This is a genomic window from Myxococcus sp. CA056 (assembly GCF_013336715.1).
Classification (GTDB): domain Bacteria; phylum Myxococcota; class Myxococcia; order Myxococcales; family Myxococcaceae; genus Myxococcus; species Myxococcus llanfairpwllgwyngyllgogerychwyrndrobwllllantysiliogogogochensis.
In genome coordinates, this window is the sequence record NZ_JABUMT010000005.1 from 31,815 (window position 1) to 57,231 (window position 25,417).

The 25,417-nt window shown below is 68.7% G+C and carries 25 protein-coding genes; 16 read left to right on the top strand and 9 right to left on the bottom strand.

Going from position 1 to position 25,417, the window contains the following annotated elements; translation table 11 throughout:
* Positions 1 to 10 precede the first annotated feature (10 nt).
* The 4 genes from HUA76_RS22425 (at position 11) to HUA76_RS22440 (ending at position 4,069) form a co-directional block, all read left to right on the top strand.
* Entirely contained in the window at positions 11 to 964 is a 954-nt protein-coding gene (locus tag HUA76_RS22425; RefSeq protein ID WP_141647234.1) for a P-loop NTPase, read from the top strand.
* On the top strand, positions 961 to 2,670 hold the full coding sequence (locus HUA76_RS22430) for a helix-turn-helix domain-containing protein (protein WP_174462026.1): 1,710 nt from the start codon (positions 961 to 963) through the stop codon (positions 2,668 to 2,670). The genes HUA76_RS22425 and HUA76_RS22430 overlap by 4 nt, the downstream gene beginning before the upstream one ends.
* Positions 2,671 to 2,754: 84 nt before the next feature.
* Positions 2,755 to 3,018, top strand: a complete 264-nt coding sequence (locus tag HUA76_RS22435; protein ID WP_141647231.1) for a hypothetical protein — start codon at positions 2,755 to 2,757, stop codon at positions 3,016 to 3,018.
* Positions 3,019 to 3,028: 10 nt separating this feature from the next.
* Positions 3,029 to 4,069, top strand: coding sequence for an RluA family pseudouridine synthase (locus HUA76_RS22440; RefSeq protein WP_174459196.1), 1,041 nt, complete (start codon positions 3,029 to 3,031; stop codon positions 4,067 to 4,069).
* Here the strand turns inward: HUA76_RS22440 and HUA76_RS22445 are convergent.
* Complete coding sequence (locus tag HUA76_RS22445) at positions 4,050 to 5,360, bottom strand: HD-GYP domain-containing protein (RefSeq protein ID WP_141647229.1); 1,311 nt, start codon at positions 5,358 to 5,360, stop codon at positions 4,050 to 4,052. The genes HUA76_RS22440 and HUA76_RS22445 overlap by 20 nt on opposite strands.
* Positions 5,361 to 5,364: 4 nt before the next feature.
* Positions 5,365 to 7,128 carry a HEAT repeat domain-containing protein gene (locus tag HUA76_RS22450; RefSeq protein WP_174462027.1) on the bottom strand — a complete coding sequence of 588 codons (1,764 nt, stop codon included), beginning with the start codon at positions 7,126 to 7,128 and terminating at the stop codon, positions 5,365 to 5,367.
* 178 nt (positions 7,129 to 7,306) lie between these two features.
* On the opposite strand from HUA76_RS22450, the gene HUA76_RS22455 reads away from it, so the two are divergent.
* From HUA76_RS22455 to HUA76_RS22470, 4 genes are all read left to right on the top strand, one after another.
* A complete protein-coding gene (locus tag HUA76_RS22455; RefSeq protein WP_141647227.1) occupies positions 7,307 to 7,645 on the top strand; it encodes a hypothetical protein in 339 nt (112 codons plus the stop codon).
* 79 nt (positions 7,646 to 7,724) lie between these two features.
* Positions 7,725 to 8,123 (top strand): hypothetical protein, encoded by a 399-nt coding sequence (locus HUA76_RS22460; protein WP_141647226.1) that lies wholly within the window; start codon positions 7,725 to 7,727, stop codon positions 8,121 to 8,123.
* Positions 8,124 to 8,131: 8 nt separating this feature from the next.
* Positions 8,132 to 8,695, top strand: a complete 564-nt coding sequence (locus HUA76_RS22465; RefSeq protein ID WP_174462028.1) for a hypothetical protein — start codon at positions 8,132 to 8,134, stop codon at positions 8,693 to 8,695.
* A gap of 51 nt (positions 8,696 to 8,746) precedes the next feature.
* Positions 8,747 to 9,175: a hypothetical protein gene (locus tag HUA76_RS22470; RefSeq protein WP_141647224.1), complete on the top strand. Its 429-nt coding sequence runs from the start codon at positions 8,747 to 8,749 to the stop codon at positions 9,173 to 9,175.
* A 79-nt stretch (positions 9,176 to 9,254) separates the two neighbouring features.
* On the opposite strand, the gene HUA76_RS22475 is transcribed toward HUA76_RS22470, so the two are convergent.
* The 7 genes from HUA76_RS22475 to HUA76_RS22505 all read right to left on the bottom strand — a co-directional run bounded on the left by HUA76_RS22475 (position 9,255) and on the right by HUA76_RS22505 (position 18,592).
* Positions 9,255 to 11,717, bottom strand: a complete 2,463-nt coding sequence (locus HUA76_RS22475) for an OPT family oligopeptide transporter (protein WP_174462029.1) — start codon at positions 11,715 to 11,717, stop codon at positions 9,255 to 9,257.
* A 158-nt stretch (positions 11,718 to 11,875) separates the two neighbouring features.
* Positions 11,876 to 12,763, bottom strand: coding sequence for an RNA polymerase factor sigma-32 (locus tag HUA76_RS22480; RefSeq protein ID WP_141647222.1), 888 nt, complete (start codon positions 12,761 to 12,763; stop codon positions 11,876 to 11,878).
* Between the two features lie 459 nt (positions 12,764 to 13,222).
* On the bottom strand, positions 13,223 to 15,277 hold the full coding sequence (locus HUA76_RS22485) for a DUF3488 and transglutaminase-like domain-containing protein (RefSeq protein ID WP_174462030.1): 2,055 nt from the start codon (positions 15,275 to 15,277) through the stop codon (positions 13,223 to 13,225).
* Entirely contained in the window at positions 15,274 to 16,245 is a 972-nt protein-coding gene (locus tag HUA76_RS22490; protein WP_174462031.1) for a DUF58 domain-containing protein, read from the bottom strand. The genes HUA76_RS22485 and HUA76_RS22490 overlap by 4 nt, the downstream gene beginning before the upstream one ends.
* Positions 16,242 to 17,225 carry a MoxR family ATPase gene (locus tag HUA76_RS22495; RefSeq protein WP_141647219.1) on the bottom strand — a complete coding sequence of 328 codons (984 nt, stop codon included), beginning with the start codon at positions 17,223 to 17,225 and terminating at the stop codon, positions 16,242 to 16,244. The genes HUA76_RS22490 and HUA76_RS22495 overlap by 4 nt, the downstream gene beginning before the upstream one ends.
* 84 nt (positions 17,226 to 17,309) lie before the next feature.
* Positions 17,310 to 17,630, bottom strand: coding sequence for an STAS domain-containing protein (locus HUA76_RS22500; protein ID WP_141647218.1), 321 nt, complete (start codon positions 17,628 to 17,630; stop codon positions 17,310 to 17,312).
* A 224-nt stretch (positions 17,631 to 17,854) separates the two neighbouring features.
* Complete coding sequence (locus tag HUA76_RS22505) at positions 17,855 to 18,592, bottom strand: lytic transglycosylase domain-containing protein (protein ID WP_141647217.1); 738 nt, start codon at positions 18,590 to 18,592, stop codon at positions 17,855 to 17,857.
* A 307-nt stretch (positions 18,593 to 18,899) separates the two neighbouring features.
* Between HUA76_RS22505 and HUA76_RS46100 the strand changes: the two genes are divergently transcribed.
* The 8 genes from HUA76_RS46100 to HUA76_RS22545 all read left to right on the top strand — a co-directional run bounded on the left by HUA76_RS46100 (position 18,900) and on the right by HUA76_RS22545 (position 25,413).
* Complete coding sequence (locus HUA76_RS46100; RefSeq protein ID WP_141649494.1) at positions 18,900 to 19,058, top strand: lmo0937 family membrane protein; 159 nt, start codon at positions 18,900 to 18,902, stop codon at positions 19,056 to 19,058.
* Positions 19,055 to 19,621, top strand: coding sequence for a hypothetical protein (locus HUA76_RS22515; RefSeq protein ID WP_174459191.1), 567 nt, complete (start codon positions 19,055 to 19,057; stop codon positions 19,619 to 19,621). Before HUA76_RS46100 ends, HUA76_RS22515 begins: the two co-directional genes overlap by 4 nt.
* Before the next feature lie 49 nt (positions 19,622 to 19,670).
* Positions 19,671 to 20,747: a HupE/UreJ family protein gene (locus HUA76_RS22520; RefSeq protein ID WP_174462032.1), complete on the top strand. Its 1,077-nt coding sequence runs from the start codon at positions 19,671 to 19,673 to the stop codon at positions 20,745 to 20,747.
* 58 nt (positions 20,748 to 20,805) lie between these two features.
* Positions 20,806 to 21,279: a hypothetical protein gene (locus HUA76_RS22525; protein WP_174459189.1), complete on the top strand. Its 474-nt coding sequence runs from the start codon at positions 20,806 to 20,808 to the stop codon at positions 21,277 to 21,279.
* A 65-nt stretch (positions 21,280 to 21,344) separates the two neighbouring features.
* Positions 21,345 to 22,115 carry a hypothetical protein gene (locus tag HUA76_RS22530; RefSeq protein WP_141646042.1) on the top strand — a complete coding sequence of 257 codons (771 nt, stop codon included), beginning with the start codon at positions 21,345 to 21,347 and terminating at the stop codon, positions 22,113 to 22,115.
* Positions 22,116 to 22,262: 147 nt separating this feature from the next.
* Positions 22,263 to 22,937 (top strand): 50S ribosomal protein L3, encoded by a 675-nt coding sequence (gene rplC, locus HUA76_RS22535; RefSeq protein ID WP_141646041.1) that lies wholly within the window; start codon positions 22,263 to 22,265, stop codon positions 22,935 to 22,937.
* Between the two features lie 385 nt (positions 22,938 to 23,322).
* Positions 23,323 to 24,144, top strand: a complete 822-nt coding sequence (locus HUA76_RS22540) for an outer membrane beta-barrel domain-containing protein (protein ID WP_141646040.1) — start codon at positions 23,323 to 23,325, stop codon at positions 24,142 to 24,144.
* Between the two features lie 15 nt (positions 24,145 to 24,159).
* Positions 24,160 to 25,413 (top strand): outer membrane beta-barrel domain-containing protein, encoded by a 1,254-nt coding sequence (locus tag HUA76_RS22545; protein ID WP_174459188.1) that lies wholly within the window; start codon positions 24,160 to 24,162, stop codon positions 25,411 to 25,413.
* Positions 25,414 to 25,417: the final 4 nt, after the last annotated feature.

Sequence of the window (25,417 nt, forward strand, 5' to 3'; positions counted from 1 at the left end):
CTCCGAGCCGGTGCAGTCGGGGCCGCCGGGATTGGGACGACGTGCGCGGCCCCGTCGCATCATCGCCGTGGGCGGCGGCAAGGGTGGCATTGGCAAGTCGATGGTGTCCGCCAACCTGGGCGTGGCGCTGGCGCAGTCCGGGCTGAACGTGTTGCTGGTGGACGCGGACCTGGGCGGGGCCAACCTTCACACGTGTCTGGGCGTGGGGCAGCCGGAGGCGACGCTGTCCGACTTCTTGCGGCGCAACAAGGCGCGGCTGGAGGACGTCATCGTCCCGACCGGGGTGCCTCGGCTGTCGCTCATCGCGGGCGCGCAGGACGCGCTGGACGCGGCCAACCTCAAGTACGCGCAGAAGCAGAAGCTCTTGAAGACGCTCCTGGGGGCGCAGGCGGACTACCTCATCCTGGACCTGGGCGCGGGGACGAGCTTCAACACCATCGACTTCTTCATCATGGCGGACCATGGGCTGCTGGTGGTGTTGCCCGAGCCAACGTCGGTGGAGAACGCATACCGCTTCGCGAAGGCGGCCTTCTTCCGGCGGTTGCAGCAGATGGAGGCCGAGTACGGCATCGGGGACCTGGTGGACAGCGCCCTGACGACCCGGGAGGGCTCGCTGCGCACGCTGCATGACGTGCTCGAGCAGGTGAGGCGCAAGGACCCCGTGGGTGCGGAGCGACTGGAGCGAGAGCTGGCGGCCTTCCGCATCCGGCTGGTGGTGAACCAGGCCCGGACGGACGCGGACCTGAACGTGGGAACAGCCGTGGCCTCCGCGTGGAAGAAGTTCTTTGGGATCGACATGGATGACCTGGGTGCCATCCGGTATGACGATGAGGCGTGGCGCGCGGTGCGAAAGCGGCGCCCCGTATTGATTGAGCGGCCGGACTCCCCGGCGGCTCTGGCCATTCAACGCATCGCCTCGCGCTTGCTCGCAATCGACGGAACGCCCATTCCCGCCACGCCATGAAGCCCTTCGCGCAGCAGACCTATTACGAGCTCCTGGAGGTCCCTGTCACCGCGCAGATGGAGGAGATCCACGCCGCCTATTCGCGGTTGATGGAACTCTATGCGCCGGACTCCATCGCGGTGTACGCGCTCGTGGATGCGGATCAGGTGGACGCCCTCCGCGCCCGGATGACGGAGGCGATGGAGATCCTCACGGACGCCGACTTGCGGGTCGAGTACGACAAGGACCTGGGCCTGCCCGCGCGCAAGGTGGCCGAGGCCGTGACGGCACCCGCGAAGGACTCCGGCCCCGTGCAGCGCGCGGCCGAGGCGCTCGCGAGTGCGGTGGAGTCGTCGGCTTCGTCCTCTGCCTCCGAGGCAGGGAAGGGGACGGAGGAGCCGGAGCCCGAGCTGAGTGGGCCGGCGGCGTTCCGGGCCAGCTTCGTCAGTGGCTATTCGCTGTCGTACGTGACCAGTTCCTTGCAGTCCGCGCCGTTCGGCGGTGGGTTCGTGGACATGCCCGCGGCGGGCAGGGTGGACGTCGGGTCTGCGCCCGCGCGCGGTGAGTCTGCCCCGGCGAATGTGGTGGAGGCGCGGACGGCGGAGCGCGTCGTGGCGCAGTCGAGAGCGGCGGGTTCCGCTTCGGTGGAACCAGGCGCGGATTCGTCCGCCGCCACGTCGTCGGCCGTCGTTCCGGCCAGTGCCGCCGCCGAGGCGTCGAACTCCGAGGCTCCCGACACCGCGAGCGCGACGAGCGCCCAGTCGGTGCCGGGCATCGAGGCGCCCACCAGCGCGAGTGCGGTCACTGCCCAGGCGGCGTCGAGCACCGAGGCTCCCGACAGCGCGAGTGCCGTAACTGCCCAGGCGGCGTCGAGCACCGAGGCTCCCGACAGCGCGAGTTCGGTGGCAGCTCAGGCGGCGTCGAGCACCGAGGCTCCCGACACCGCGAGCGCGACGAGCGCCCAGACCGAGCCAAGCGTCGAGGCTGCCATCCGCGCGAGTGCGGTCGCTGCCCAGGCGGCGTCGAGCACCGAGGGATCCAGCACGAGTACGGCGGAGTCGGCTGGTGCGAGCGCGGAGGCTCAAGGCGCCGAGGTTCCCGCGAGTCCCCTCGCATCGACGCCAGCACCCGCCGAGGAGCCCCCGGTCGACGAGGCTCCCGTTGCGTCGAACGCGCAGGACGCTTCCGCGCAGCCGGTCGCACCCGTGTCGGCGGAGCCCCCCGCGCCCGAGCCGGCCACGTCCATCGTCGTGACGCCAACGACAGGTCGGTCGACGGGCACATCTCGTTCCATGCCTTCGACGGCGTCCGGCACGGGGGCGTCCGCGCAGACCCGGGGTGGCTCGGGTCGTCAGCTGGGAGAGGCACAGGTGCTCTCCCAGGACTCGGCCATCGCCACGGCCGAGGCCGCCCTGGCCCAGGTCTCCGCCCGCGTGCGCGACGTCCGTCCGCGCCTCCCGGACATCCCCGCCGACGCCGAGTTCAACGGCGAGCTGCTGCGCAGGGTCCGGGAGACTCGGGGCTTCACGCTCCATCAGGTGGCGGATCGCACCCGTATCTCCTTGCGTCATCTGGAGAACGTGGAGGCGGACCGTTACACGCTGCTGCCCCCGCCCGTGTACCTGCGAGGAATCCTCATGAACCTGGCCCGTGAGCTGGGGTTGGATCCGCTCCAGGTGTCCAGGAGCTATCTGGGCTTGGCTTCTGAGAAGTCGGGCAAGAAGTGATGCTGACCCGGGGAGCTGCCAACCTGCGCTCGCACCACAAGGAAAGTTGACTCCCCTCCGAGCGGTGCCTATGTAGGGAGGACGATGACGGACGAGGAAAAGATCAAGGCGATGCGGCTCGCCCGTGCGATTGCCTCGGATATCTCGCTCTACAACGAGCAGAAGATCATCAAGGGTATCGAGCAGGACAACCTCTTCGAGGTCCTCAAGGAGGAGCTGGAAGAGGGACGTGAGCTCTACAAGAGCCGCGTCAGCCAGGATGTCTACACGAACGCGAACTTCTTCGAGCGCGCCATCAACGACATCGTGTTGCGCTCCAAGGCGCACGTGAAGTCGAAGATCTGGTAGTCCGCTCCACGTGGCAGCGCCCGACACCCGAGATCATCGCGCCCCGCCGGCCTCACGCGGAGAGCGCATCGACCAGTACCTCGCCACCGTCTTCACCGACCTGACGCGCTCGCGCATCCGGGGCCTCATCGACGATGGGCACGTGCTCGTCGACGGCAGGCCCGTGAAGGCGGCGATGCGCCTGCGCGGTGGCGAGCTCCTCACCCTCCACGTTCCGGCCCCCGTGGCCGCCGCTCCTCAGGCCGAGGAGCTGCCCCTGTCCGTGTTGCATGAGGACAAGGACCTCGTCGTCGTCGACAAGGCAGCGGGCATGGTGGTGCACCCGGGCGCGGGACACGCGACGGGAACCCTGGTCAACGCGCTCTTGCATCGCGTGAAGGACCTGGCCGGCGTCGGCGGCGAGCTGCGCCCCGGCATCGTCCACCGCCTGGACAAGGACACCACGGGCTGTCTCGTCGTCGCCAAGAGCGAGCGGGCCCTCGTCGCGCTCCAGAAGTCCTTCAAGGGGCGCGAAGTCACCAAGACGTACCTGGCGCTGGTGCACGGCGTGCCCCCCGCGCAAGGGCGCATCGAGACGCTCTATGGCCGCCACCCGGTGAATCGTCAGCGCTTCACCGGGAAGGTGCGAGAGGGCAAGCCGGCCATCACCGTCTTCCGCGTGCTCGAGGCCTTCGACGGCGCCGCGCTGGTGGAGGTGGATCTGCTCACCGGCCGGACGCACCAGATTCGCGTGCACCTCACGGAGGCGGGTCACCCATTGCTCGGGGACACGCTGTACGGCTCCGGGCGCAAGCCGAAGGGTGAGTCCGCGGCCGCGCAGGAGCGGTTGGGACGCCAGGCCCTGCACGCGTGGAAGCTGGCCTTCGCGCACCCGCGCACGGGCAAGGCGCTCTCGCTGGAGGCGCCCCTTCCCGAGGACTTCACCGCCGCGCTCGAGCTGCTGCGGGGTCCCCAGGCGCCACCGGAGCCCGAGCCGAAGGCGAAGCCGAAGAAGGCTCCCGCCCGGAAGACGACGAAGAAGCGCGCGGCGGCTACAAGCCGGAAACGCTGAGTGACTGCTGTCGCTTGGACAGCACCTTCACGGGCTGGATGGCCATGACGCGCATGAAGACCTCGAGCAGCTCGGGGTCGAACTTGTTGCGCATCTCCGTCCACATCAGCATCAGCGCGACTTCCGGGCCGTAGGCATCGCGGTACGGGCGCTTGGAGGTGAGCGCGTCGTACGCGTCGCAGATGGCGATGATCTTCGCGTAGGCCCCGAGGTTCGTCTTCGGGATGATCATCTGGATGTTGCCGCGCGAGTCGCGCACCGCGGTACCGAAGTCCGTCTTGTGCTCGAAGGTCGTCACGACGCGCAGCAGGGTGGAGCGACTGAAGCCCTTCTCCATGAGGATGTTGCGCACGGAGATGAGCGGCGCGCGCTGCACCGCCACGCGCTCCTCCGGCGTCAGCGCCCCGCGCTTGGTGGCCAGCTCCTCCGGCAGCGTCGTCATGCCCGCGTCGTGGAAGAGGGCGATGTAGCCCAGGTCTCGCAGCTGCGGCTTCGTGAGCCCCAGCTCCGCGCCGAAGACGATGCACATCAGGCACACGTTGACCTGGTGGTACACGAGGTAGTCGTCCTCGCGCCGCATCGTCGTCATGCCCAGGAAGTGGGTCTTCTGCTCGTAGCTGATGTCCACGAAGTCCTGCACCAGCCGCAGGGCCTTGGACGCGTTGATGGGTTTGCCCGCGCGCACCGACTCCAGGTACTTGCTGAGGAAGAACACCGAGCGGGCGTAGACGGTCATCGCGTACTTCTTGCGATCGACCTTCTGGTCGCCCACGTTGTTCATGTCCTTGTCGAGCTTCTCCTTGAGCTTGGAGAACTTGGCCACCCGCATGTTGAGCAGCTTGCGGCCGGCGAGTCCGTCCTCCTCGGAGGTGCTCGACTGCTCCTTGCTGAAGATCCAGATGAAGTTCTTCAGGTCCGGCACCGTCACCGGCTTGGTGAGCGTGAAGCCGCCGACGTCCTTGGCGCGCATCTCCGTCAGGAGATATCGCTGGTTCTCGATGGAGTTCAGGTCCACCTTCACCAGCATGCTGTTCAGGTAGAAGGAGTCCTTGACGCCCGCCAGCTCCAGTCGGCCTTCCTTGCCGATGATCTGGTTGATGATGTCCTGGAGCTGGTGCAGCGGCTTCTGGAAGACGCCGTTCTCCGGGTCATACATCTTCACGGAGCGCACCAGCATGTAGAGGCCGGCGACCATGGAGCGCGAGAGGGCCTGGAGCTTCTCGTTGTGCTCGCGGCCGAACTCGTTGGTGCTCTCGTCCTGGCTCTGGGTGATTTTGAGGTTCTCAGCCATGGGCTTATGCCTCCTCTGGGAGCGCCGAGTCACCGAACAGCGTCTTGCGCGTCTGGTACATCGCCTTGCGCGCCGCCGTGAGCAGTTCCACCGGCTGGGTGCGGTCCTCGACGATGGCCTGCATCATTTTGTAGCTCTGGATGGAGCAGGCGCCCTGGAGCCCGGCGACGGCCAGCATCTTGTCTTCCAGCACGCGCTTCTTGTTGAGCAACGAGGGCTTCACCGCCAGCAGTTGCTGCATGTGCGAGAGCGCGCCCGGCGTGCCCGTCGCACCGACGGCCGCGTAGAAGGCGGTGCGCTCGTCGGGCGTCTTCTTGTCGAACGCGGGCTCTCGAATCAGGCGCATCAAGTCGGAGAACGCCTTGTCGCGATCAAACTCCGGCAGCATCCGCGCCGCCACCATGCGCACCTGGGAGACGGGGTCCGCGAGCGCCTCGAAGATGAGGCGGCGCGCCTCGCCGGTGCGCCCGCGCCCGATGATGTTGAGCACCTCCAGCTTCACCACCAGGTTGGGGCTCTTGAGCACCTGGCCGAACATCTTGATGCGCTCGGGGTGGTTGCTCTTCTCCAGCACGTACACCATGTCGCGCACCGTCTGCGGACGGTCTGAGACCAGCCGCGCCACGAAGGGCTCCGGCAGCTCTCGCGCGACGACGGCCAGCGCGTCACACAACAGCGCGCGGTTCTCCGGAATCTCCAACGTCTCCAGCACCGTGAGCAGGGGGATGACGGAGTCGCGGCCCAGCGCCTGGAGGTAGCGCGTCACGTCCGCGGGGTGCTTGGGACGCGAGCCCTTGAGCGACTCGCCCAGGCGCATCAACCGCTGCTCCTCGCCCATCTTGTGCATGAAGGACTCGAGCAGCTTCTCCAGCGGCGCGCCGCCTTCCTTCTGCGACAGCGCGCGCAGCTTGAGGACGATTTGATTGATGGTGCCGAAGTCGTCCTGGAGCAGCAGCATGTCCAGCAACTGCACGAAGATTTCCTCGAGCAGCGCGCCGTCCTCGACGCCGCCTTCCACCACCTGGAACACGGCGCTCACCAGCTTGGGGAACAGCCGCGCGCCTTCTTCCTCCGACACCTCGCGCTGGAGCTTCGCCTTCAGGTCATCCGAGGCATGCCGCCCGCCGACGACGAGGCCGCGAATCTGCTCCACGCCGTCCAGCTTCGCGTCCAGGTCCTCCGCGGACACGCGAGCGAAGCGCAGGTAGTCGTCCGAGTTCGTCTGCAGGCGCGCGTAGAGGTAGCCCACCACCTTGTCCACCTCGACCTGCACCTCGTCTTCGCTGGCGTTCTCCATGGAGAAGCCTTCCACCACGACGTACTCGACGTGCTCCATGCCCGCGCGCCACAGCTGGGCCAGCACGTCCTCGGCGCCGCGCTCCGGCTCCGACAGGGAAATCATCGTGAAGGTGACCAGCTCCTCCACGACGAGGCCGGGACGGAAGATGAGCTGACGGATGCCGTCGCGGAAGAACTTGTACGGGAGCGGCGTGTCCTCGGTGAAGAGCGAGTCGTTGTGCAGCGTCAGGTTCTGCTGCTCGACCTTGAGCGACAGGGGCCCGTACTTCTCGGTGTACTGGGTGATGGACTCCAGCGCCTTGGCGAGGAACTCCGGGAAGCGCGCATCGTTGTGGCGGTACATGCCAATCTGCTTGATGCCCTTGAGCAGGTGGAACGCGAACGTGCGCGCCAGCTCCACCTTCTCGCGGACCTCCGGCGTCTGCTCCGGCTCCGTGCTCGCTTCCTGGGTCTTTTGGGGATGGGCCATGCGCGTGCAACTCTCCGCTCGGGCGGTATCACCAGCCTACCGCGAAATCCTCTGGGGCCCCAGCCGGCGGCGGTTGGAAGTTCGCGGACTTGGATGACATGGGTCTACCTCGACGCCGTCGCCCTGGAATTACCGGGTATCTTGCGTGGGCCGGCGTACCGGGAGGAGTGTCGAGCGCATGCTGCGAGTCATGGCCTGTGGGGTATTGCTGCTGGGGCTGACGGGGTGCTTCCGGATGAGCGTGCGGACGGGCGCCCCGCGAGACGGGCTCCCGGAGGCGCGCACGGGCGTGAGCCTGGTGTACGGGCTGTCGACGGCCAACGTGTCGGCGGCGGAGTGTCGCCACGGGGTGTCGCGTGTGGACGTGTATTGGCCCTGGTGGGGCGCGCTCGTCTACGTGGGCACGGTGGGCTTCGTCACGCCGCTGCGCACGGAGTACGTATGCGCGGAGGGCACCACGTCCACGCAGGCGGCGCCCGAGCGGGAGCAGGTGCCGGACTCCATCGCGCCGCTCTGAAGTGGTGTGTCAGAGGCTCTTCGTAGAGTTCTTTTCAAGGGGCCAGAAACACCTGGCCTCCCTTGAGCAAGGAATTCACATGCATGATGTCTTGAAGCACGGAGCCTCGGCTTTCTGTGTCGCGACGCTGTTGGCCGCTCCCGCTGCCTTCGCTGGTTTCGAGACCGAGTCCGCGAACTGCTACAAGAACGCGGATGGCTCCGGTCGGTGCCACGGCAGTCTCCTTGGCTTTCGCAACCACGTCGGCGCCAGCACCCAGGCGTCCTTCACCCGGGTGAGCAACGCCGCGCCGTACTTCTCCGCGGCCCTCACCTCGGGCGCGACGACGACGTACTTCAACTGCACGGCCAATACGGCGACGGCGGCGCAGTGGAGCAAGGCCATGAACCACGGGGGCTTCTTCTCCATCTACTGGTCGGCCGCGGGTGAGTGCTATTCGCTGTTCCTGATCAACGGCAGCCAGTACTCGCATTTCTGATCCACTCCATGACAACCCAGGTGTTGCGTGGCTGGCTTCCAAGCCTGACCACAGCGGTGGGGTGCGCCGTGGGGTGCTGGCTCGCGGTGAGCCAGGCGCAGCAATCCCAGGCGCAGCGAATGGAGCAGCTCACCGACGAAGTGGGTTCGCTGCGCCGGGCGCTGGAGTCCAGCTCCCACGCGACTGGAGCGAGCCCGGTGGGCACCGCCACCATCCTCGCTCCGCGGGAGAGTCGTCTCTCCGTCGAGGACCAGGAGGCCATGGCCTTGCGGGTGGCCACCTTGCTGAAGGAGTCGGGAGGGCCCGTCGCGGGCTCTTCCGAGCCGGAGGCTCCCGTTCCCACCGCGCCAGAGCCGTCTTCGGAGCAGCGCGAGGCCGTGGCGCGTGCGGGCATGATGGTGGACCGGGTGGTCTCCAGCGGGCGCATGACAGCCGAGGACGTTCTCGAGATTCGACGTGAACTCGTCCACCTTCGAGGTCGCCCCGAGGCGGACGCGCTCCGCAAGCAACTCGTCGTCGCCATCAACCAGGACCGGCTCGTCCCCGCGCCGGGTTTCGATGGCCTGCCGTAAGTCTCACTTCCCTTTGAGCAGTCGAACGACGCAAGGCTCAGGAGTCACAACATGAAGCAGCTCTCTTTTTCGAAGCCCCTTCTCCGCGGAGTTCTGTTCCCTGGGGTGGCGCTCGCTGTCCTGGGGCTCGCTCCCGTCGCGTGGGGAGGACTCCAATCACAGACAGTCTTCTGCCAGAAGAACGCGGATGGCTCGGGACTCTGCTACGGCAATTTCGTCGGCTTCCGTGAGGACGCGACGTCGACCTCGTCCGCGTCCTTCCGTGAAGACCTGATGACCGGCACGCGCAGCTTCGACTCGTGGTCCACCCCGCCAGGTGGCACCAGCCCGGTTGTCTACACCTGCATCCCCAACGCCGCCGTCTCCGCGCTCTGGGAGCAGGCCCTGAGCAACCGGGGCTTCTTCCGGGTGAGCTGGGACGCGAGCGGCACCTGCGACTATCTCAGGCTCGTCAACAGCTCGCAGAACACGAACTTCTAAGGCCGCCAGCCGTTTCGGATTTCAACGGTGTCTGGAGGAACGGCGCTCCCAGCCAGGGGAGCGCCGTCACCTCACAGGCCTACTTACCGGGCGGCGGTGACACCGCGGCGCTGGTGCCCTTGAGGGCGGAGCGCAGCAGGAACAGCGTCAGGCCGGCGAAGAAGAGCAGACCCCACAGGTTGGACCAGAGGGGACTCGCCAGCTCGCTCTCGCCCACCGCGTTGAGGAAGCCACCGAAGGCGCCCTCGTGGCCGAACACGGCCGGCAGGTTGATGGCGCGTGAGCCCGCGCCATCCGTGGCGATTTCGAGGAAGGCGATGAGCACGCCGGCAATCGAGCCACCGGCGATGTAGCCGGAGGAGAGCAGGGTGCCCGGCGAGAAGTCGGACTCGCTGCCACCGCGCAGGCGGTCCACGAGGTAGCGCACCATGCCGCCGACGAAGAGCGGCGCGCTGCTGCTGATGGGCAGGTACACGCCCACCGCGAAGGGCAGTGAGGACACGCCGCACAGCTCCAGCATCAGCGCGATGAACACGCCCAGCAGCACCAGGTCCCACGGCAGCCGCTGCGTGAGGATGCCGTCGATGATGAGCGAGAACAGCTGCGCCTTGGGCGCGGCGTAGCGGGTGAGGGCCTGCCCCTCGTAGGAGCTGATACGGCCGCCGATGCCCGGGTCCACCACGTACTGGATGCTGCCGCCGTCATCCACCAGGTACTTGCCCGCGGGCACCGGAGTGTCCGCGCCGCGCACGTAGCCTTCCTTGAAGGTGCGCTGGGGGCCCTCGGTGATGGCGCCGAGCTCCGACACCTTCACCTGCGAGCCGCCCGTGGGGCTCAGCGTCACGCCGCTGACGTCCTGCGCGCTCACCTGCCGCCAGCTGCGCAGCTCCATCGCTCCGCCCTGCGAGGCCAGGTCATAGCCCTGCGCCCAGGCCGCCTTGCGCAGCGCGGCCTCGTCCAGCCCGCGCGACGTCAGGGACTGCGCGGACACGTCCCACGGGAAGGTGTACTGCGTGCGCGTCTCCTGGGTCATCTCCGTGACCTGCACGCCGGGGTGCGGCTCCGGAATCGTCACGGTGGCGCCCTTGTTCAGAGTCACCAGCACCAGGCCGATGAACATGGCGCTGGTCAGCACGCCCACGAAGAGGGCGATCTGCTGCTTCTTGGGGGTGCCGCCCACCAGGTAGGCCGTCTTCAAGTCCTGCGCGGTGGTGCCGCCGTTGGAGGCGGCGATGCCGACGATGGCCGCCGTGGTGAGGGCCATGAAGCGGTCCTCGGAGCTGGTCCACCCGAGCAGCAGGTACACGAGGCAGGTGACGAGCAGCGTGGCCACCACCATGCCGGAGATGGGGTTGGAGGAGCTGCCAATCTCACCGGTGATTCGCGCGCTCACCGTCACGAAGAAGAAGCCGAAGACGATGATGAGGATGGCGGAGATGAAGTTCACCTCCAGTGGCGGCGCCAGCCAGATGAGGAGCACCAGGGCCACGCTGCCCACCAGCACCACGGTGATGGGGAGGTCCTGCTCGGTGCGAAGCAGCTGCGGTCCGCCGCCTTGCCCGCGCGAAGCCTTGAGTGACTCCACGCCGCGCTTGAACGCGCCGATGATGGTCGGCAGCGAGCGGATGAGGCTGATGAGGCCGCCCGTCGCCACGGCGCCCGCGCCGATGTAGAGCACGTAGGCGTTGCGAATCTGGTCCGGGGACATGTCCCGGATGAGCGCGCCGTTGTGCACCAACAGCGGCTGGTCCAGCCCCGCGCCGAAGAAGGAGATGGCGGGGATGAGGATGAGGTAGCTCAGCACGCCACCGGCGAAGGTGATGGCCGCCACGCGCGGGCCGATGATGTAGCCCACGCCGAGCAGCTCGGGGCTCACCTCGGTGGACAGCGTCGCGCTCTTGAGGCCCTTGAGCGGCGTGCTCAGCACCTCGCGGAACAGCTTCATGCCGGAGTAGGCGAACTTGTAGATGCCGCCCACCAGGAACCCGATGATGACCGTGCGCGCGTTGGTGCCGCCCTGCTCACCGACGATGAGCACGTCCGCGCTGGCGGTCCCTTCAGGGTAGGGCAGCTTGCCGTGCTCCTGGACGATGAGGCCCTGGCGCAGCGGAATCATCATCAGCACGCCGAGCACACCGCCCAGCGCCGCCACGAGGAAGGCGTGCGTCAGGCTGATGTCGTAGCCCAGGAGCAGCAGGGCGGGCAGCGCCGCGGCGACGCCGAAGGCCAGCGACTCACCCGCCGAGCCCGTCGTCTGGACGATGGTGTTCTCCAGGATGTTCGACTTGCCCAGCGCCCGGAAGATGGCGATGGAGAGCACCGCCACCGGAATCGACGCCGACACCGTGAGGCCGACCTTGATGGCCAGGTACACGGACGAGGCGGCGAACACGATGCCCAGGACCGAGCCGAGCACCAGGGCTCGAATCGTCATCTCCGTGGGCGACTGTTCAGGTGGGACGTACGGGATGTGCAGGTGCGGCGCGTGCGATTGCGAGATCGGGACGCGCTCGTCGACGACCGGCGGGGTACCGTGGGCCAAGCGAAAGGCTCCTTACGAGGGAATCCGGCCCCTTCTAGCAGGGCCCCGCCCGCCAGCGAAGTGATGGCCCACAAATGACAAGCGCCCCCACCCCGAGTGGGGAGGAGGCGCCTGGCGTCCCGCACTCAGCGGGACCGACCTGCCGCGTCAGACACGGCTCACTGCTGCATCGCCGCGGCGTCCGGATCCACCTCCGCCATCAGCGCCGCCAGCTCCGCCTTCAGCTTGTCCTTGGCGCGAATCTCCAGCTGACGGGCACGCTCCCGGGAGAACCCGAAATGCTCGCCCAGCTCCTTGAGCGTCATGGGGCGCTCGTTCATCACCCGCTGCTCGATGATGAAGCGCTCGCGGGGGTCCAACCGCATCAGCGCGGTGCGGACGCGGGCGTTGATGAGGCCGGCCTCTTCCTTGTCCGCGAACTCGTCATCCTGCGGCGCGGCGGCGCTGACCACGAAGTCCACGTGGCTGTTGCCACCGTCCTCGCCCATGGGCGCGTCCAGGGACAAGTCCCGGCCGCCCATGCGCTGCTCCATCTCCCGCACCTCGCCCGGCTTCACGTGCAGGCGGCGGGCAATCTCCTCCACGTTCACCACGGCCTCGCCGTTGCCAAACTTCTCCAGCTCGCGGCGCGTGCGCGCCAGACTGAAGAACAGCTTCCGCTGAGCCTGCGTGGTGCCGAGCTTCACCAGCGACCAGCTCTTGAGGATGTAGTTCTGGATGTACGCGCGAATCCACCACACCGCGTAGGAGATGAGGCGGATGCCCTTGTCCGGGTCGAACTTCTGCACGGCCTTCATCAGGCCGATGTTCCCCTCCTGGATGAGGTCCGACATCTTGATGCCGTAGGAGCGGTACTCGTAGGCGACCTTCACCACGAAGCGCAGGTTGGAGGTGACCAACCGGTGGCCGGCGGCCAGCTCGCCGCGGATGAAGCTGCGTGCAAGTGCCTGCTCCTCCTCCACGGTGAGGAGGTTGTAGTGGTTGATCTCCGAGAGGTACATCGCCAGGGAGCCGGAGTTGGACGACTGCTCGGTGGACGCCTGCATGGATGGTTTCTCCCGACGTGGGGCCCCGCTGACGAGGCCGCTAGGTTTTCGGACCGCTTGACGACTGAACGAAGGCTGTCAGGAGCAACCGCGGTGCCAGCGCGAAGTCCCACACCTTCCCCAATGTCTGCGGGGGGTTGGCGGATGCTGCGCTCATGTACAAAGAAGGAGGGCTGTAACGGTTACGGCCGCTCTGGGAACTCGCCGCGACTTCTCGGCTGTAGAATGTGCCCGTCTGTGCACGACACGCCTCCTCAAGAGGAGCGCCAGGGCTCTTCGGCCGTTGACGCGAAGCGAACGAGGGGCGCCCAGCAGCCAGGCAAGGGGACCCCTGGCGACAGGGCCGCCTGGGCCGCTGTCGTCTTCCCGTGAAGAACGGCTAACGACGGCGCCGGATGCTGGCCGGGAGCATTTTCCGCGCGCGAAGGGACGCCCGAGGGGCATCCGGACTCGCGAGCGTCAGGACGCGCGAGCCCGGGGCTCCGACGCGCGGGCCCGCTGGGCCTCCAGCTTCACGTGGGCCGCGACGGATTGCTGGAGCGCGCGCAGCAACTGGTCCGCTTCGCCCTGGCGCAGGGGGCGTCCACCGAAGCGTGCTTCCAGGTAGCGGCGGGTGACGGGTGCCAGCGCGAGCGCCAGCGGATGTCCCTCGCGAGCCAGCCGCGCATCCAGGTCCTCGAGCGTCTCGCCCTCGCCACGCACCAGTCGCGCCGGGACGAGCATCGCCTCCACCGCGTCGACGAAGCGCGTGGCCGCGTGCGGGCGAGGCCGCCCCGCCAGCCGCGTCACCAGTCGCCACGCCGCATAGACGACCATGCCCGCCACCAGGGCGGCGCCCCAGGCCCGGGCAGGAGGCAGGCGGCTCCTCGTGGTGTTCTCGGCGCCCTTCGGCGGGCGCACCAGCGCGCGCGCCACGTCCACCTGGTCCCGGAAGGAGTAGTCGACGACGGAGTTGCGCCACCGCGACTCCAGCGCTTCATACAGCCCGAGCAGCCGCTGGATCAGCCGTGAGCCCTGGCTGGGGCGGTGGGCCGGCGGTGTCGCGTCCACGGTGACGAAGCCTCGCTCGGGCACCAGCACGTGGGTCCACGCGTGCGCGTCGCCGGCCCGCAGGACGTAGCCGTCATTGACGCGCTCTCCGCCGAAGAAGCCCGTGGCCAGCCGCGCGCGGATGCCCTGGGTGCGCAGCATCAGCGTGAGCGCGGTGGCGAAGTGCTCGCAGTGTCCGGCCTTGCGGTCGAAGAGGAAGTCCGCCAGCGGATCCTCCCGCTCGCCATTCTGCTCCAGCGTGTACGCGTGCTCGCGCTGGAGCCACGTGGCCAGCTTCTGCGCCGCGGCCAGGGGCTCTCGCTCGCCATTGAGCACGCGCGCCGCCGTCTGCGCGACGCGAGGATCCAACGCCTCCGGCAGCGCCAGCAGCGCGTCCTGCTCCTCGGAGGGCAGCTTCCGGAAGGAGTCGCCGCTGCCGCCCGGAGGCAGGCTGTAGGCCTCGTATGCGTAGGAGACGCCCGCCTCCAGGAAACGCGCTTCGCCGCCCGCCAGCTCCTGGAGGGAGGTGCGCCGGCTGCCGGTGCTGCCATTGGCCACCGCGTTGCCCAGCCGCGACGGCGTCTCCAGGGCGATGAGCGTGCGGGCGCCGTACGCGGGCAGCAGCTCCACGCGCTGGTGGATGAGGTTGTCCCCGCCGGGGCGCAGCGTGAGGAGCGGCTCGCGCTCGCGACGCACGCCTCCCGCGTTCGTCCACTCCATCCCGTCGAAGATGTCGTAGGTGCGGCCCACCCAGTAGGAGCCGAGCGCGTCCACGCCGGGGTCCGGGCTCAGCGTCGCGCGCAGGACGATGCGCGGGTTGTCCTTGATGGTGCCCGCGCCGCCCAGCCGCACGGTGTTGGAGAAGCCCGCGGTCGCGGGACCCAACCCCGGCGCGGCGCGCGGGCCCGTCATGTTCCAGTTCAGACGGGGGAAGAGGATGAAGAAGGCCATCGCCCCCGCCACCGCGAAGGTGACACCCGTGCCCAGGGGGCGGAGCACGGCGCGCACCGGGATGGGCTCGCCCTCAGGCACGGCGGCTTCCACCACGCCCAGCGCCATCGACACGCTGGACAGCACGCTGAAGGCCACCAGGAACAGGCCGTACACCAGCTCGCCCGACAGCGCCGCGCCACCGGCCACCATCAGAAGCCCGGACAGGTGCACCTGCCCATCCGTGGCCGGGTCCGGCGCGGACAGCAGCCGATGCGCGGAGATGAGGCCGGCGAAGGCACAGGCCGCGACCACCAGGTTCAGGGCTCCGGACGTGACATTCACCGCCAGCACGGCCGCCACGCCCAGCAGCAGCAGCGCGGTGAGCTTCGCGCGCCGGGCGAAGAGGCGCTTGCCGAACAGGGCCGCCACCAGAGCGAAGGCGAAGAGGCCCAGCGTCCACAATGGGAGCTGGCCCGATACGGCCATCGAAGCGAAGGCGCACCCGGAGGCCACGTCCCGCAGCACCAGTCGCAGCCGGGTGCCCCGCGTCATGCCGCCTCCTCTTCTTCTTCGCGAAGCCCCTCGAAGCCCAGCCACGCCAGGGCCCGGAGGATGCGTTTCTCCTGAGCGGAGCCCGCACCGGAGCGCAGCCGCTGGTCGGTGGTGTTGAGCCCCACCTCATGGCCCTCCTCGAGCAGCCGGTGGGCCAGCGCGGCCACTTCCTCGCAGCGGCGCTCCAGCGCCGCGCCCTCGAGTCCCGGCTCCACGGCGAGCACCCAGGTGCGGCGCTCCTCGCGCTCGCGCTCCACGCGCAGCAGCTTCCCCGCAGACGCGCTCTTGAGCCAGTGGATGCGGCGCGCGTCCTCACCCTCGGCCAGCTCCCGCAGGCCTGTCACGTCTCCGCTGCCGTCGTTGCGGCGGGGGTTGCCCGCGTCGCCCGCGGGCCCGCGCTCCGCGTCCCCCGGCTCCTGGCACGCATAGGCGCGCCGGGGGTAGACGAGCAGCAGGCCTTCGAGCGGGAGCACGCGCGTCTTGGCGAACAGGCCCATGGGCCACGTCGTCGTGACGCGCACGCCCGTCAGTCGCACCGGCCCCCGTCGAGGCGCGGTGAGGTCGGCCCGCACCACGTGCTCCACGTTCGCCGGCAGGTAGCCCACGCCGCCCCCGCCCACCAGCGGGGAGTCCGCTTCAGAGAAGGTGAGGGCGAAGGCATGGCCCTGCTTGCGGGACACGGCCCAGCGGAAGGCGAAGGGCTCGGCGGCGAAGGCCGCGTCCGTGCCCACGCGCCGCACGGAGATGTCCCGGATGCACCGCTCCGACAACACGCCGGACACCACCACCATGCTCAAAAGCAGGCCCAACAGCAGGTACAGCAGGTTGTTGCCGGTGTTGAGCGCGCCCAGGCCCACGCCGAACGTCACCACCAGATAGGTGCGACCGATGCGCGTCACCTTGAGGGTGCGCGGGGGCCGCAGCCAGACGCGAAGGCGCGCCCAGCGTTGCTTCAGGCGGAGCTTCACCGCGGCGCCGGCACCTTTCGGGTGAGCTCCTCCAGCAGGTGCGCCGCCTCATCCCGCGCCGCCACGCCCTGCACGGCGCTGCGCAAGAGCACGCGGTGCGCCCAGCACGGCACCAGCACCGCCCGCACGTCCCCCGGCGTCACGAAGTCACGCGCCTCCCACAGCGCCTGCGTCCGAGCCGCCGCGCCCAACGCCAGCACCGCGCGGGTGGAGGCGCCTCGCTCGATGTCGCCGTGCTCACGCGTGGCCCGCGCCAGTCGCACCACGTAGTCGGCCACCGTGCCATCCAGCCGCAGCTCCGCGGAGAGCTCCCGCAGCTGGGCCACTTCCTCGGGGCTGGACACCGTCTGCACGGCATCCAGGGGCGGCGCGCGCCCTCGGGTGGCCAGAAGCTTCGCCTCCACGTCCGGTGCGGGGTGCCCCAGCGACAGGCGCAGCATGAAGCGGTCCAACTGGGAGTCCGGCAGGGGATAGGTGCCGGAGAAGTCCACCGGGTTCTGCGTGGCCACCACCGTGAAGGGCGAGGGCAGCGCGTGGGTGCTCCCATCCAGCGACACCTGACCCTGCGCCATGGCCTCCAGCAGCGCGGACTGCGTGCGGGGCGGGGCGCGGTTCAGCTCATCCGCGAGCACCAACTGGCGGAAGAGGGGACCGGGGCGGAACTGGAAGGTGGCCGTCTGCGCGTGGAAGATCTGCGCGCCCAGGATGTCGGCCGGCATCAGGTCCGCGGTGAACTGGACCCGCGCGAAGCTCAGCCCGCACGCGCGGGCCAGGGCCTCCGCCAACGTGGTCTTCCCGACACCCGGCACGTCCTCCAGCAACAGGTGCCCACCAGAGACCAGGCACGTCGCCACCAGCCGGGCCTGGGCTTCCTTGCCCTGGACGGCCCGGCCAAGCTCGGCGGCGATGCGTTCCATCGCCGTGCGCGCGGTTGCGGGGGAGGGGGCGGCGGCGGCGAGAACGCGGGCGGGCTGGTTCATCTGCCGCCACTCTAGCCGACTCCTCCGGGTGCCAACACGCCAGACTCCGGGGCGCCCTCCAGGGACGCCCGCTCCCTTGTCGGCTCAGAGGGAGAGCACGTCCTCGGGGGTGTAGTATGGCCGCCGTGGCGCGACGCTGGCGCCCACCCCGAAGTAGCGGAACATCCGCTCGTGATGCGTGGCCAGCCCGCGCAGCTTCACCGAGTTCGCCATGTTCCGCGTCAACACCCCCACCGCGCTGTCCTTGAACTCGCGCAGATGGGTGAAGTCCAGCACCACCTCACACCCCTTCAGCCCCTCCAGAGACGTCTGGACCTCCTGGGCCGTCTTCCCGTCCAGTATCCCTTCCAAACGAAGGGTGACGTGACCTGCGACGTCCTCGCGGTGGATCTGCAAACCCGCCATTGCTGTGCTCTCCCTTGGATGCCGTGTGCGCGCTGTGCCAACGAATTGGGCACGGCGGCAGGAGCACATTCCGGGCCAGTCCAGCGACCGGAAAACCCATGGAAAATCCATGGGGTGCACCGCCGGGCGCGAACACTGCACTGGAACGGGAAGGAATTTCAGCTCTGGGTTGGCAACTTCTACGCGACTGTCAGGTGACGGGCGCCCGGGGTGTTGCCTGGCGATCAACCCTGGCGGTCAATCGTCTTCTGCTGATCGGCCAGGGTGAGCTGACGCTCCTGGTGGGCCTTCAGCTTCCGGAACTCCTTCACCACCTTGGTGGGGTAGCCGGCCATGAACTTCGTGCGCGCTTCCTTCTTCGCGAGGATGCGCCGGGCCAGTCCGGGGCCCGCGTTGTAGGCGACCAATGCCTTCTCCACGGAGCCGAAGCGCTCGATGAGGTTGGCCAGGTACGCGGTGCCCAGCGCCACGTTCGTCTCGGCGTCGAACAGGTTGGTGCTGCGGCCCAGCCGGAAGCCGGCCTTGTCCGCCAGCCACGTGCCCGTGTCCGGCATCACCTGCATCAGCCCCATGGCGCCCACGTGGGACACCGCGTAGTTGTTGAAGGAACTCTCGCACTTGATGACGGCCACCACGAGGAGCGGGTCCACGTTGTTGCGCTGGGCCTCGCGGACGATGGCCACCGACAGCCTGCGCTGCTGGTGCACTGGCAGGCCCGACGCCTTCACCAGTTCCACCACGCCCAGCCGCTCCGCCTCCGCGTGGAGCGCCTCGTCCTCGTACGCCTGCAGCTTCGCCAGCGCCGTCTTCAGCTCCAGCTCCCGCTGCTCCAGCCGGGTGCGCAGCTGCGTCACCTCCGCGGGCTCACCCTGCGGACCTGAAGGCACCTGCACCGGAAAGGCCTGGGCACCCGTTCCCACCAGCATCGCAGCCGTCGTCACCGCCACCGTCCAACCCCTCATCCCACCCTCCCCAGCAACCCGTGCCACAGCGCTCACGGAGTCACTCACTCGCGTTGACTCCGACGGGGAGACACCCAAGCAGGCGCCATGCCAGCGCCCTTGGCGGGGGTTGCGCGCCTCTATCTCCTTTAGATCTCTTGGAACTCCGACGGCCTCACGGGGTGAGCGGCTTCTCACCGGTCGGAAAAAATGCCCGGACAGGGAACTTTGCTTCCTGTGAAAAGGACGGGAGGCGGCCCTGGGTTGCCGGTGGGCATTCGCGTTCCTAGCTTGCGCCGGTCCGGGTAGGGGACAGGGGAGGTGCCGCGTGTACTGGACGATAGGGATGATCCTGATGGTGCTGTGGGGGCTGGGGCTCACCGCGGGTTCCACCGAGGGGTATTGGGTTCACCTGTTCCTGCTCTTCGCGCTGCTCGCCTTCGTGGTGGGCGTGGTGTCGCGGGGCCGGCGGACGGCGCTGTCATGAGCGGCCAGGGCCTGGAGGCGGAGGGCGTGGAGCTGCCTCGGGACACCGCGGGCTTCACGCGCCGCGAGTGCCCCAGCTGCATGCGCCCGTTCAAGACGCGGCCAGGCCCGCATGACGCCCGCGCGCTGCTGCACAAGCTGCAGGCGTTCTTCGCGCTGGAGAACGCGCACGAGAGCGAGGAGGGGCTGCCCGTGTGGCGCTGCCCCTACTGTGGCCATCGCGCGGAGGCGGACGGCTTCCTCACCCCGGCGCAGCAGACACATCTGGAGTCGGTGGCGCGCGCGTGGGCCAATCACGTCCGCTACGAGCAGCTCGCGCACGTCTCGCGCACGCTGTCGCTCAACCCCAGTCCCACGTTCGTCGCGGTGGCGCCGGAGTCACTGCCGGGCCCCATGGAGCCGGAGCCGGACGAGCTGCTGCGCGTGATTCCCATGCTGTGCTGTGGGGAGGACGTGAAGCTGCTCTGGGAGTGGGATCAGCTCATCTTCTGTCCCCGCTGCGGCGCGCGGCATGGCGGCCTGAGTGGTCGGCAGCAGGTCCAGCTGGAGATCATCCCGGAATAGACCGGGGTGCGGTGGACGCGGGCGCGCCGGGGCGGCAGGCTCGCGCGCCATGACGAAGTTTCCCTGGGGAGCGCTGCTCGCGGGCCTGTTGCTGCTTCCGAGCGGCGCCTCCGCCCACGACGCCGACATCCTCTACACCCAGGTGCGTCGCGCCGGGCCCGCCGAGGCCGAGGTGCGCCAGGTTGTCACCCTCACCGCGGGCACGCTGGGCCTGCTCGTCCCGGCCGACGCGGACGGGGACGGCACGGTGTCCCAGGCGGATCTCGACGCCCGCAGGCCCTCGCTGGAAGTCGGCGTGTGGGACGCGATGCCGCTCACCGCTGGCGGCCAGCCCTGCGCGCGCACGTCCCACGCGGCGCTCCTCCGGCAGACCTTCGTGGAGCTGTCGGCGAGCTTCACGTGTCCGGAGGGGCCGCTCCAGCAGCGCTACGCCGTCCTGTCGGTGCTGCCCGCGGGCTACCGGGTCATCCTCGGCAGCGCGGTGGAGGGGGAAATGCCCGGGGCGCTCTTCGCGGACGCCGCGCAGCCGTCGCTGGCCATTCCCGGGCCGGGGCAGGGGGCCTCGTCGGCCGTCAGCGGGTTTGGCGGCTGGGTGGGGCTGGGCCTGCGCCACATCTTCGAGGGCGTGGACCACCTCGCCTTCCTGCTCGCGGTGCTGCTGGTAGGAGGCGGGCTCAAGCGGGTGCTGCTCCTGGTGACGTCCTTCACCGTGGCGCACTCGATTACGCTGGGGGCCACCGCGCTCGGCTGGGTGGTGCTCGACGGAGATCGGGTGCGCTGGGTGGAGGCCGCCATCGCCGCGTCCATCATCTATGTGGCGGTGGAGAACCTGGTGCTGCGCGAGCACCGCCACCGGGCGCTCATCACCTTCCTCTTCGGGCTGGTGCACGGCTTCGGCTTCGCGAGCGTGCTGGCGGGCTATGGCCTGGGGGACTCGGTGGTGAAGGGGCTGGTGGGCTTCAACCTGGGCGTGGAGCTGGGGCAGGCCCTGGTTGTCGTGGTGCTGCTGCCGCCTCTTCGCATGCTCCAGCGCAGGCCCGCGGTGCACCGCGGGGCGGTGCGAGTGTTGTCCGTGTGCATCCTCGCCGCTGGTGGGTACTGGATGGTCGAGCGCGCACTCGGTTGAATCCGGCGGCACCCATCCCTACGTTGGGCTCGAAGTGGGTAGGGATCGGGGGACGTAGATGGGTGCGAGGCATACCCGGCTGGCCGCGGCACTGGCGGCCGCGTGGGAGGCGGAGGTCGTCTCCGCCCGGCGGATGACGATGCTCGCCGAGCGGATCATGGACGCCAGGGTCCGCGCGAGGCTGATGGTGCTCGCCGCGTTCTGCCGGGCGCACGCCTCGCGGCTGCTCGCGCGACTGGCGGCGCTGGGACGGGGGCCCCTGCCGGTGCCCCCCGAGGAAATCGAGCTGGACGCGGACACGCTCCTGGAGCTGCGGCGGGAGGGCGCCTTCGCCCGAGCGTCCGCCGCGCGCTACGAGACGACCGCCGAGCTGGCCCGGCAGCAGGCGGACCTGTCCTCGGCGTGGGTCTGCGAGCTCAACCGCACCGAGGAGCAGGACCGTGCCCGGGAGCTGCTCGCCCTGGCCGAAGGAGCCCTGGCCGCGTCCACCATGGCCAGCTCCACCGCCGCCGCCGCGCCCGCCGACTCCTGAAAACGCGCGTCGGGCGCTCGCTCTCCCGGTGACAGTCCCCGCGTGTTGGGCGTAGAAATCCGCCCATGGCGAAGGAGAGCTACGACGATCTCATCTTTCAGCTCGGCGACCTCGCCCGGGACAGGCTCCCGGGCAAGCCGAACTGCCCCCGCTCCATGGACCGTGTCTACAAGGCGGAGGAAGCGGTGGTGGCGCGCCGTGACGAACTGGCGGCGCTCGAGCAGGAGATGAACGATGAGGACGCCGCCTATCAGGCGTTCCTCGACGAGCAGGAAGCGGAGAAGGTCGGCCACCAGGCCATCGTCCGCAAATGGAAGAAGGCGGTGGACGCCATCGACGGCAAGGTCAACGACCTGCGCAAGACGCTCGCCACCCGGCGCGCGGAGCTGCGCTACGCCGCCGATGGCCTCATCAAGCTGGAGAAGAAGATCGCCGACATGGAGCTGACGCGACAGGACGTCGCCCGCATCGACGTCGCGCGCACCAACCTCAAGAAGAACCGCCTCACCCAGATGCGGCTCGGCCGGGAAGTCGAGGACCTGGACCTCCGGCTGTCCACCGCCCTCACCCCGGAGCCCGGTCAGCCCGGCGCCCCCGGCATCCTGGCGCACAAGCGCCTGTTGGAGATGGAGGACGAGGCCGAGGCCCGGCTGGCCGAGCACGACCAGCGCATGGCGGAAGTGGATCAAACCATCGCCACGTTGGAGGAACAGGTGAAGGCGGCCGAGGATTATCTGGATCAAGCGCTGTTCCTGCTGGGCGAGGACGTGTACGCTCAGCGCATCGCTGACGCGCAGCTCGCGGCCTTCTACCCAAGGCTTGATCGCGCTCAGTGAGGTACCCCCCCGCCCGTAGTGCTTGACGTGGGGGGTATGTCTGCTACATTGCGCCGCTTCCTGGGGACCGCAGTGTAGTTCGCGGGCCAGATCATTGATTTTATTGGGTTTTTCCGCGCCTACGCGCGCTGGCAGTGTGAGGACGACGTGAAGGGTCTGATTGGCAAGAAAATCGGGATGACCCAGGTGTTCAATGACGAGGGCAACCTCGTTCCCGTGACGGTCATCGACGTGAGCACCTGCCAGGTCGTGGGCAAGCGTACCCCGGAGAAGGATCAGTACTCCGCGGTCACCCTGGGCTTTGGTGAGATTCGCGAGAAGATTCTGAACAAGTGCGAGCGGGGCTTCTTCAAGAAGGCCAACGTCCCGTATCGCCGCCACGTGAAGGAGTTCCGCGTCACGGTGGAGGAGGCCACCTCCTTCAACGTCGGCGACGCCGTCAAGGCGGACCTCTTCTCCAAGGGTCAGCTCGTGGATGTCACGGGTGTGACCAAGGGTCGTGGCTTCTCCGGCGTCATGCGCCGCTGGAGCTTCAAGGGTTCGCAGACCAAGACGCACGGTACGCACGAGTATCAGCGTCACCCGGGCGCCATCGGTCAGCGTAAGACGCCGGGCCGCGTGTACCCCAACAAGAAGATGCCGGGTCACTACGGCGTGGAGCAGGTCACCACGCAGAACCTGACCGTCGTCGAAGTGGATCTGGAGAAGGGCCTCGTGCTGGTCAAGGGCGCCGTCCCCGGCCACAACAACGCCATTGTCTTCCTGCGCCCCAGCATCAAGGTGGCGATGCGCGAGCAGCACAAGGCCGCGCGCCGCGGTTGATCCGCTGCTGAGCGTCTTCTTCTGAAGCGCTCCTGACGCCCCGCTTCCGGGCCCGATTCGTCGGGCATCCGGGCGGGGCGTTTTCTTTTGCGGGCTTCGCTGAGGCCGGAGGGGCACGGGGGTGCTCCCGGTGGGAAGCCGTGGCCTGTGTCGTGCCCAGGCGTGGGCGTTTCTCCGCCCCGAAACGTTGACCGGTGGGCGGCGCGGTTGCCCGAGGGTGAAAATAATTCCGCCCCGTGGGTTCCGTGGCTTGTCGTGAGTGGAAGCCGTGCGCACATGGATGCGCCACGAAGGCACCTGGCGTCGGGTGACGCAGGCGCCCTGGATGGGGGAGGCTTTGGACTCCCGCACACGGCGGCCCATCCCCTTGGGCCGGGCAGGAACCATGAACGCACGCACGCTCCGCGTCTTTGCTCCACTGCTGATCTGGCTGGCGGCCACTGGGGCCGCCGCGCAGGATGACGAGGCTGTCCTCGACAACGTCGTTGTCCGCAATCGTTTGTATGAGCCGGGCGGACACCTCGAGGCGTCGCTGGGGGTGGGGTTGCCCCTCCAGACGCACCTGACGGCGCACTACTTCTTCTCCGCCGGCGTCGCCTACAACCTCTTCAACACGTTCGCCGTGGAGGCGCGCGCCGGCTATGCGGCCAGCCGCCACACGGGCCTGGCGCGCTCCATCTCCGAGAGCTTCCTGGCGCGCGAGGACAAGCGCGTCACCGACGAGTTGGAGGACCTCTGGGAGATGAACTTCCACGGGGTAGCCGGCGTCCGGTGGGCGCCCATCTACGGAAAGCTGAGCCTGGTGTCCGACCTGCCCGCGCACTTCCAGGCGTACGTCTGGGCGGGCGGCGGGGTGGGCAGCTTCCAGCGCAACTCCGTCATCCAGTGCTCGCAGGTGGTGGATCGGGATCTGGGCGTCTGTGACAACCGCACCTCGTTGGACGACCGGGGCTCCGCTTCGGAGAACTACTGGGTGCGCGAGACGCGCGTGGCGCCGGTGGTGTCCGCGGCGGTGGGCTTCCGCTTCTTCATCCTCGAAAAGCACGGCGTGCGGCTGGAGCTGCGCGACTGGGTGTTCCGCGACAACTACCGCGTCAACCTGGTCCGCGACGACTGGGAGGCGGGGCGGGTGACGGGTGATGTCGCCTCCAGTCCCGGCCTCACGCACCTGGTGCAGTTCGACCTCGGCTACACCTTTTCCTTCTAGGGCCTCCTGAAAACCATGCGACCGATTCTGTCCCTCGCGCTCCTCGTCGCGGCGGCGGCCCAGGCCGCCCCTCCGCGCTTCCCGACGCCCGCTGTCGTGCTCGCCCAGGCGGAAGAGGCTCCGTCCGTGCCCGGGCCGGGCGCGGAGACGTCCGTGCCTCCGCCTCCCGCGCGGCCCCCGGAGCCGAAGCCGGAGGTGCCTCGCGCTCCGACGTCACGTCCGGAGCCCACCGTGCCCATGGAGGCCGCCGAGGCGCCGAAGGTCGAGCCCGCGCTCGCGCCCATGGATGAGGCACAGGACGAGCAGCCCGTGCTGTCCGAGCCCGAGCGCGCGCGCGATGTCGACGCGCCGGTGACGCCGGAAGACGCGCCGGTGCTGGCCTCGTCGGACGAGGCGCCGCGCACCACGGACGTCCAGCAGCAGCGGCTGGTGAATGGCGCGCCGCTCTACAACCCGAACGTGTCGCTGCACATCGTCCAGAAGAAGCGCTTCGCGGACGAGAGCAAGCACGAGCTGGCGCTGTACCCGGCCGTCGTCCAGGTGAACGGCAAGTACACCAACCACGCGGGCACGGCGCTGCACTACAGCTACCACCTGCAGGAGAACTTCGCGCTCCAGGTGACGGGCCAGTACAACTGGCACACCAACGAGAGCGACTTCAACCTGGAGCTCATCGACAAGGTGCGCGAGCAAGCCCAGGCCGCCTCGTCGCTGCTGCTCGTCTGGGGCGCGCAGGCGGGCGTGGAGGTGACGCCGCTGTACGGGAAGTTCGCGTTCCTCGACGACAAGCTGGCGCAGTTCAGCCTGGTGCTGAGCGGCGGCGCGGGCGTGGGCTCCACGCGGCACCTCATCCGACCGGAGGTCTCCAACGAGGTCGACGGGCAGCGCTACAACGTGCCGGCGCGCTTCGGTGACACGGGCAACAAGTTCCTCGGCTCGGTGGGCGGTGGGTTCCGGCTCCAGTTCGGCGAGTCGTACGCGCTGCGCCTGGAGGTGAGGGACCTCATCTACACGGCGCGCGTGGACAAGGTGGACGGCTGCAACCTGGCGGACTTCGAGACGCTGGAGGCCGCGCGCGCTGGTGGCCAGGAGTTCAGCTCGCTGCAGCTCAGTGGCAGCTGCAAGTACGAGAAGTTCGACGGCGTGGACCCGAAGACGAAGAAGAACTACCGCGAGGACATCATCCTTGGCCGGGATTTGGTGGCCGAGCCGTCCTCCGACGTCCTCAACAACATCAGCTTCTACGCAGGCTTCTCGTTCCTCTTCTGATTTC

What these genes read in the sequence shown, in the direction of transcription:
- HUA76_RS22540 (WP_141646040.1), top strand. Translation starts at nt 23,323, where the DNA reads ATGAACGCACGCACGCTCCGCGTCTTTGCTCCACTGCTGATCTGGCTG.
- HUA76_RS22470 (WP_141647224.1), top strand. Translation starts at nt 8,747, where the DNA reads ATGAAGCAGCTCTCTTTTTCGAAGCCCCTTCTCCGCGGAGTTCTGTTC.
- HUA76_RS22525 (WP_174459189.1), top strand. Translation starts at nt 20,806, where the DNA reads ATGGGTGCGAGGCATACCCGGCTGGCCGCGGCACTGGCGGCCGCGTGG.
- HUA76_RS22520 (WP_174462032.1), top strand. Translation starts at nt 19,671, where the DNA reads ATGACGAAGTTTCCCTGGGGAGCGCTGCTCGCGGGCCTGTTGCTGCTT.
- HUA76_RS22455 (WP_141647227.1), top strand. Translation starts at nt 7,307, where the DNA reads ATGCTGCGAGTCATGGCCTGTGGGGTATTGCTGCTGGGGCTGACGGGG.
- HUA76_RS22465 (WP_174462028.1), top strand. Translation starts at nt 8,132, where the DNA reads ATGACAACCCAGGTGTTGCGTGGCTGGCTTCCAAGCCTGACCACAGCG.
- HUA76_RS22495 (WP_141647219.1), bottom strand. Translation starts at nt 17,225, where the DNA reads ATGAACCAGCCCGCCCGCGTTCTCGCCGCCGCCGCCCCCTCCCCCGCA.
- HUA76_RS22430 (WP_174462026.1), top strand. Translation starts at nt 961, where the DNA reads ATGAAGCCCTTCGCGCAGCAGACCTATTACGAGCTCCTGGAGGTCCCT.
- HUA76_RS22530 (WP_141646042.1), top strand. Translation starts at nt 21,345, where the DNA reads ATGGCGAAGGAGAGCTACGACGATCTCATCTTTCAGCTCGGCGACCTC.
- HUA76_RS22500 (WP_141647218.1), bottom strand. Translation starts at nt 17,630, where the DNA reads ATGGCGGGTTTGCAGATCCACCGCGAGGACGTCGCAGGTCACGTCACC.
- HUA76_RS22505 (WP_141647217.1), bottom strand. Translation starts at nt 18,592, where the DNA reads ATGAGGGGTTGGACGGTGGCGGTGACGACGGCTGCGATGCTGGTGGGA.
- HUA76_RS22515 (WP_174459191.1), top strand. Translation starts at nt 19,055, where the DNA reads ATGAGCGGCCAGGGCCTGGAGGCGGAGGGCGTGGAGCTGCCTCGGGAC.
- HUA76_RS22435 (WP_141647231.1), top strand. Translation starts at nt 2,755, where the DNA reads ATGACGGACGAGGAAAAGATCAAGGCGATGCGGCTCGCCCGTGCGATT.
- HUA76_RS22445 (WP_141647229.1), bottom strand. Translation starts at nt 5,360, where the DNA reads ATGGCTGAGAACCTCAAAATCACCCAGAGCCAGGACGAGAGCACCAAC.
- HUA76_RS22450 (WP_174462027.1), bottom strand. Translation starts at nt 7,128, where the DNA reads ATGGCCCATCCCCAAAAGACCCAGGAAGCGAGCACGGAGCCGGAGCAG.
- HUA76_RS22480 (WP_141647222.1), bottom strand. Translation starts at nt 12,763, where the DNA reads ATGCAGGCGTCCACCGAGCAGTCGTCCAACTCCGGCTCCCTGGCGATG.
- HUA76_RS22545 (WP_174459188.1), top strand. Translation starts at nt 24,160, where the DNA reads ATGCGACCGATTCTGTCCCTCGCGCTCCTCGTCGCGGCGGCGGCCCAG.
- HUA76_RS22485 (WP_174462030.1), bottom strand. Translation starts at nt 15,277, where the DNA reads ATGACGCGGGGCACCCGGCTGCGACTGGTGCTGCGGGACGTGGCCTCC.
- HUA76_RS22460 (WP_141647226.1), top strand. Translation starts at nt 7,725, where the DNA reads ATGCATGATGTCTTGAAGCACGGAGCCTCGGCTTTCTGTGTCGCGACG.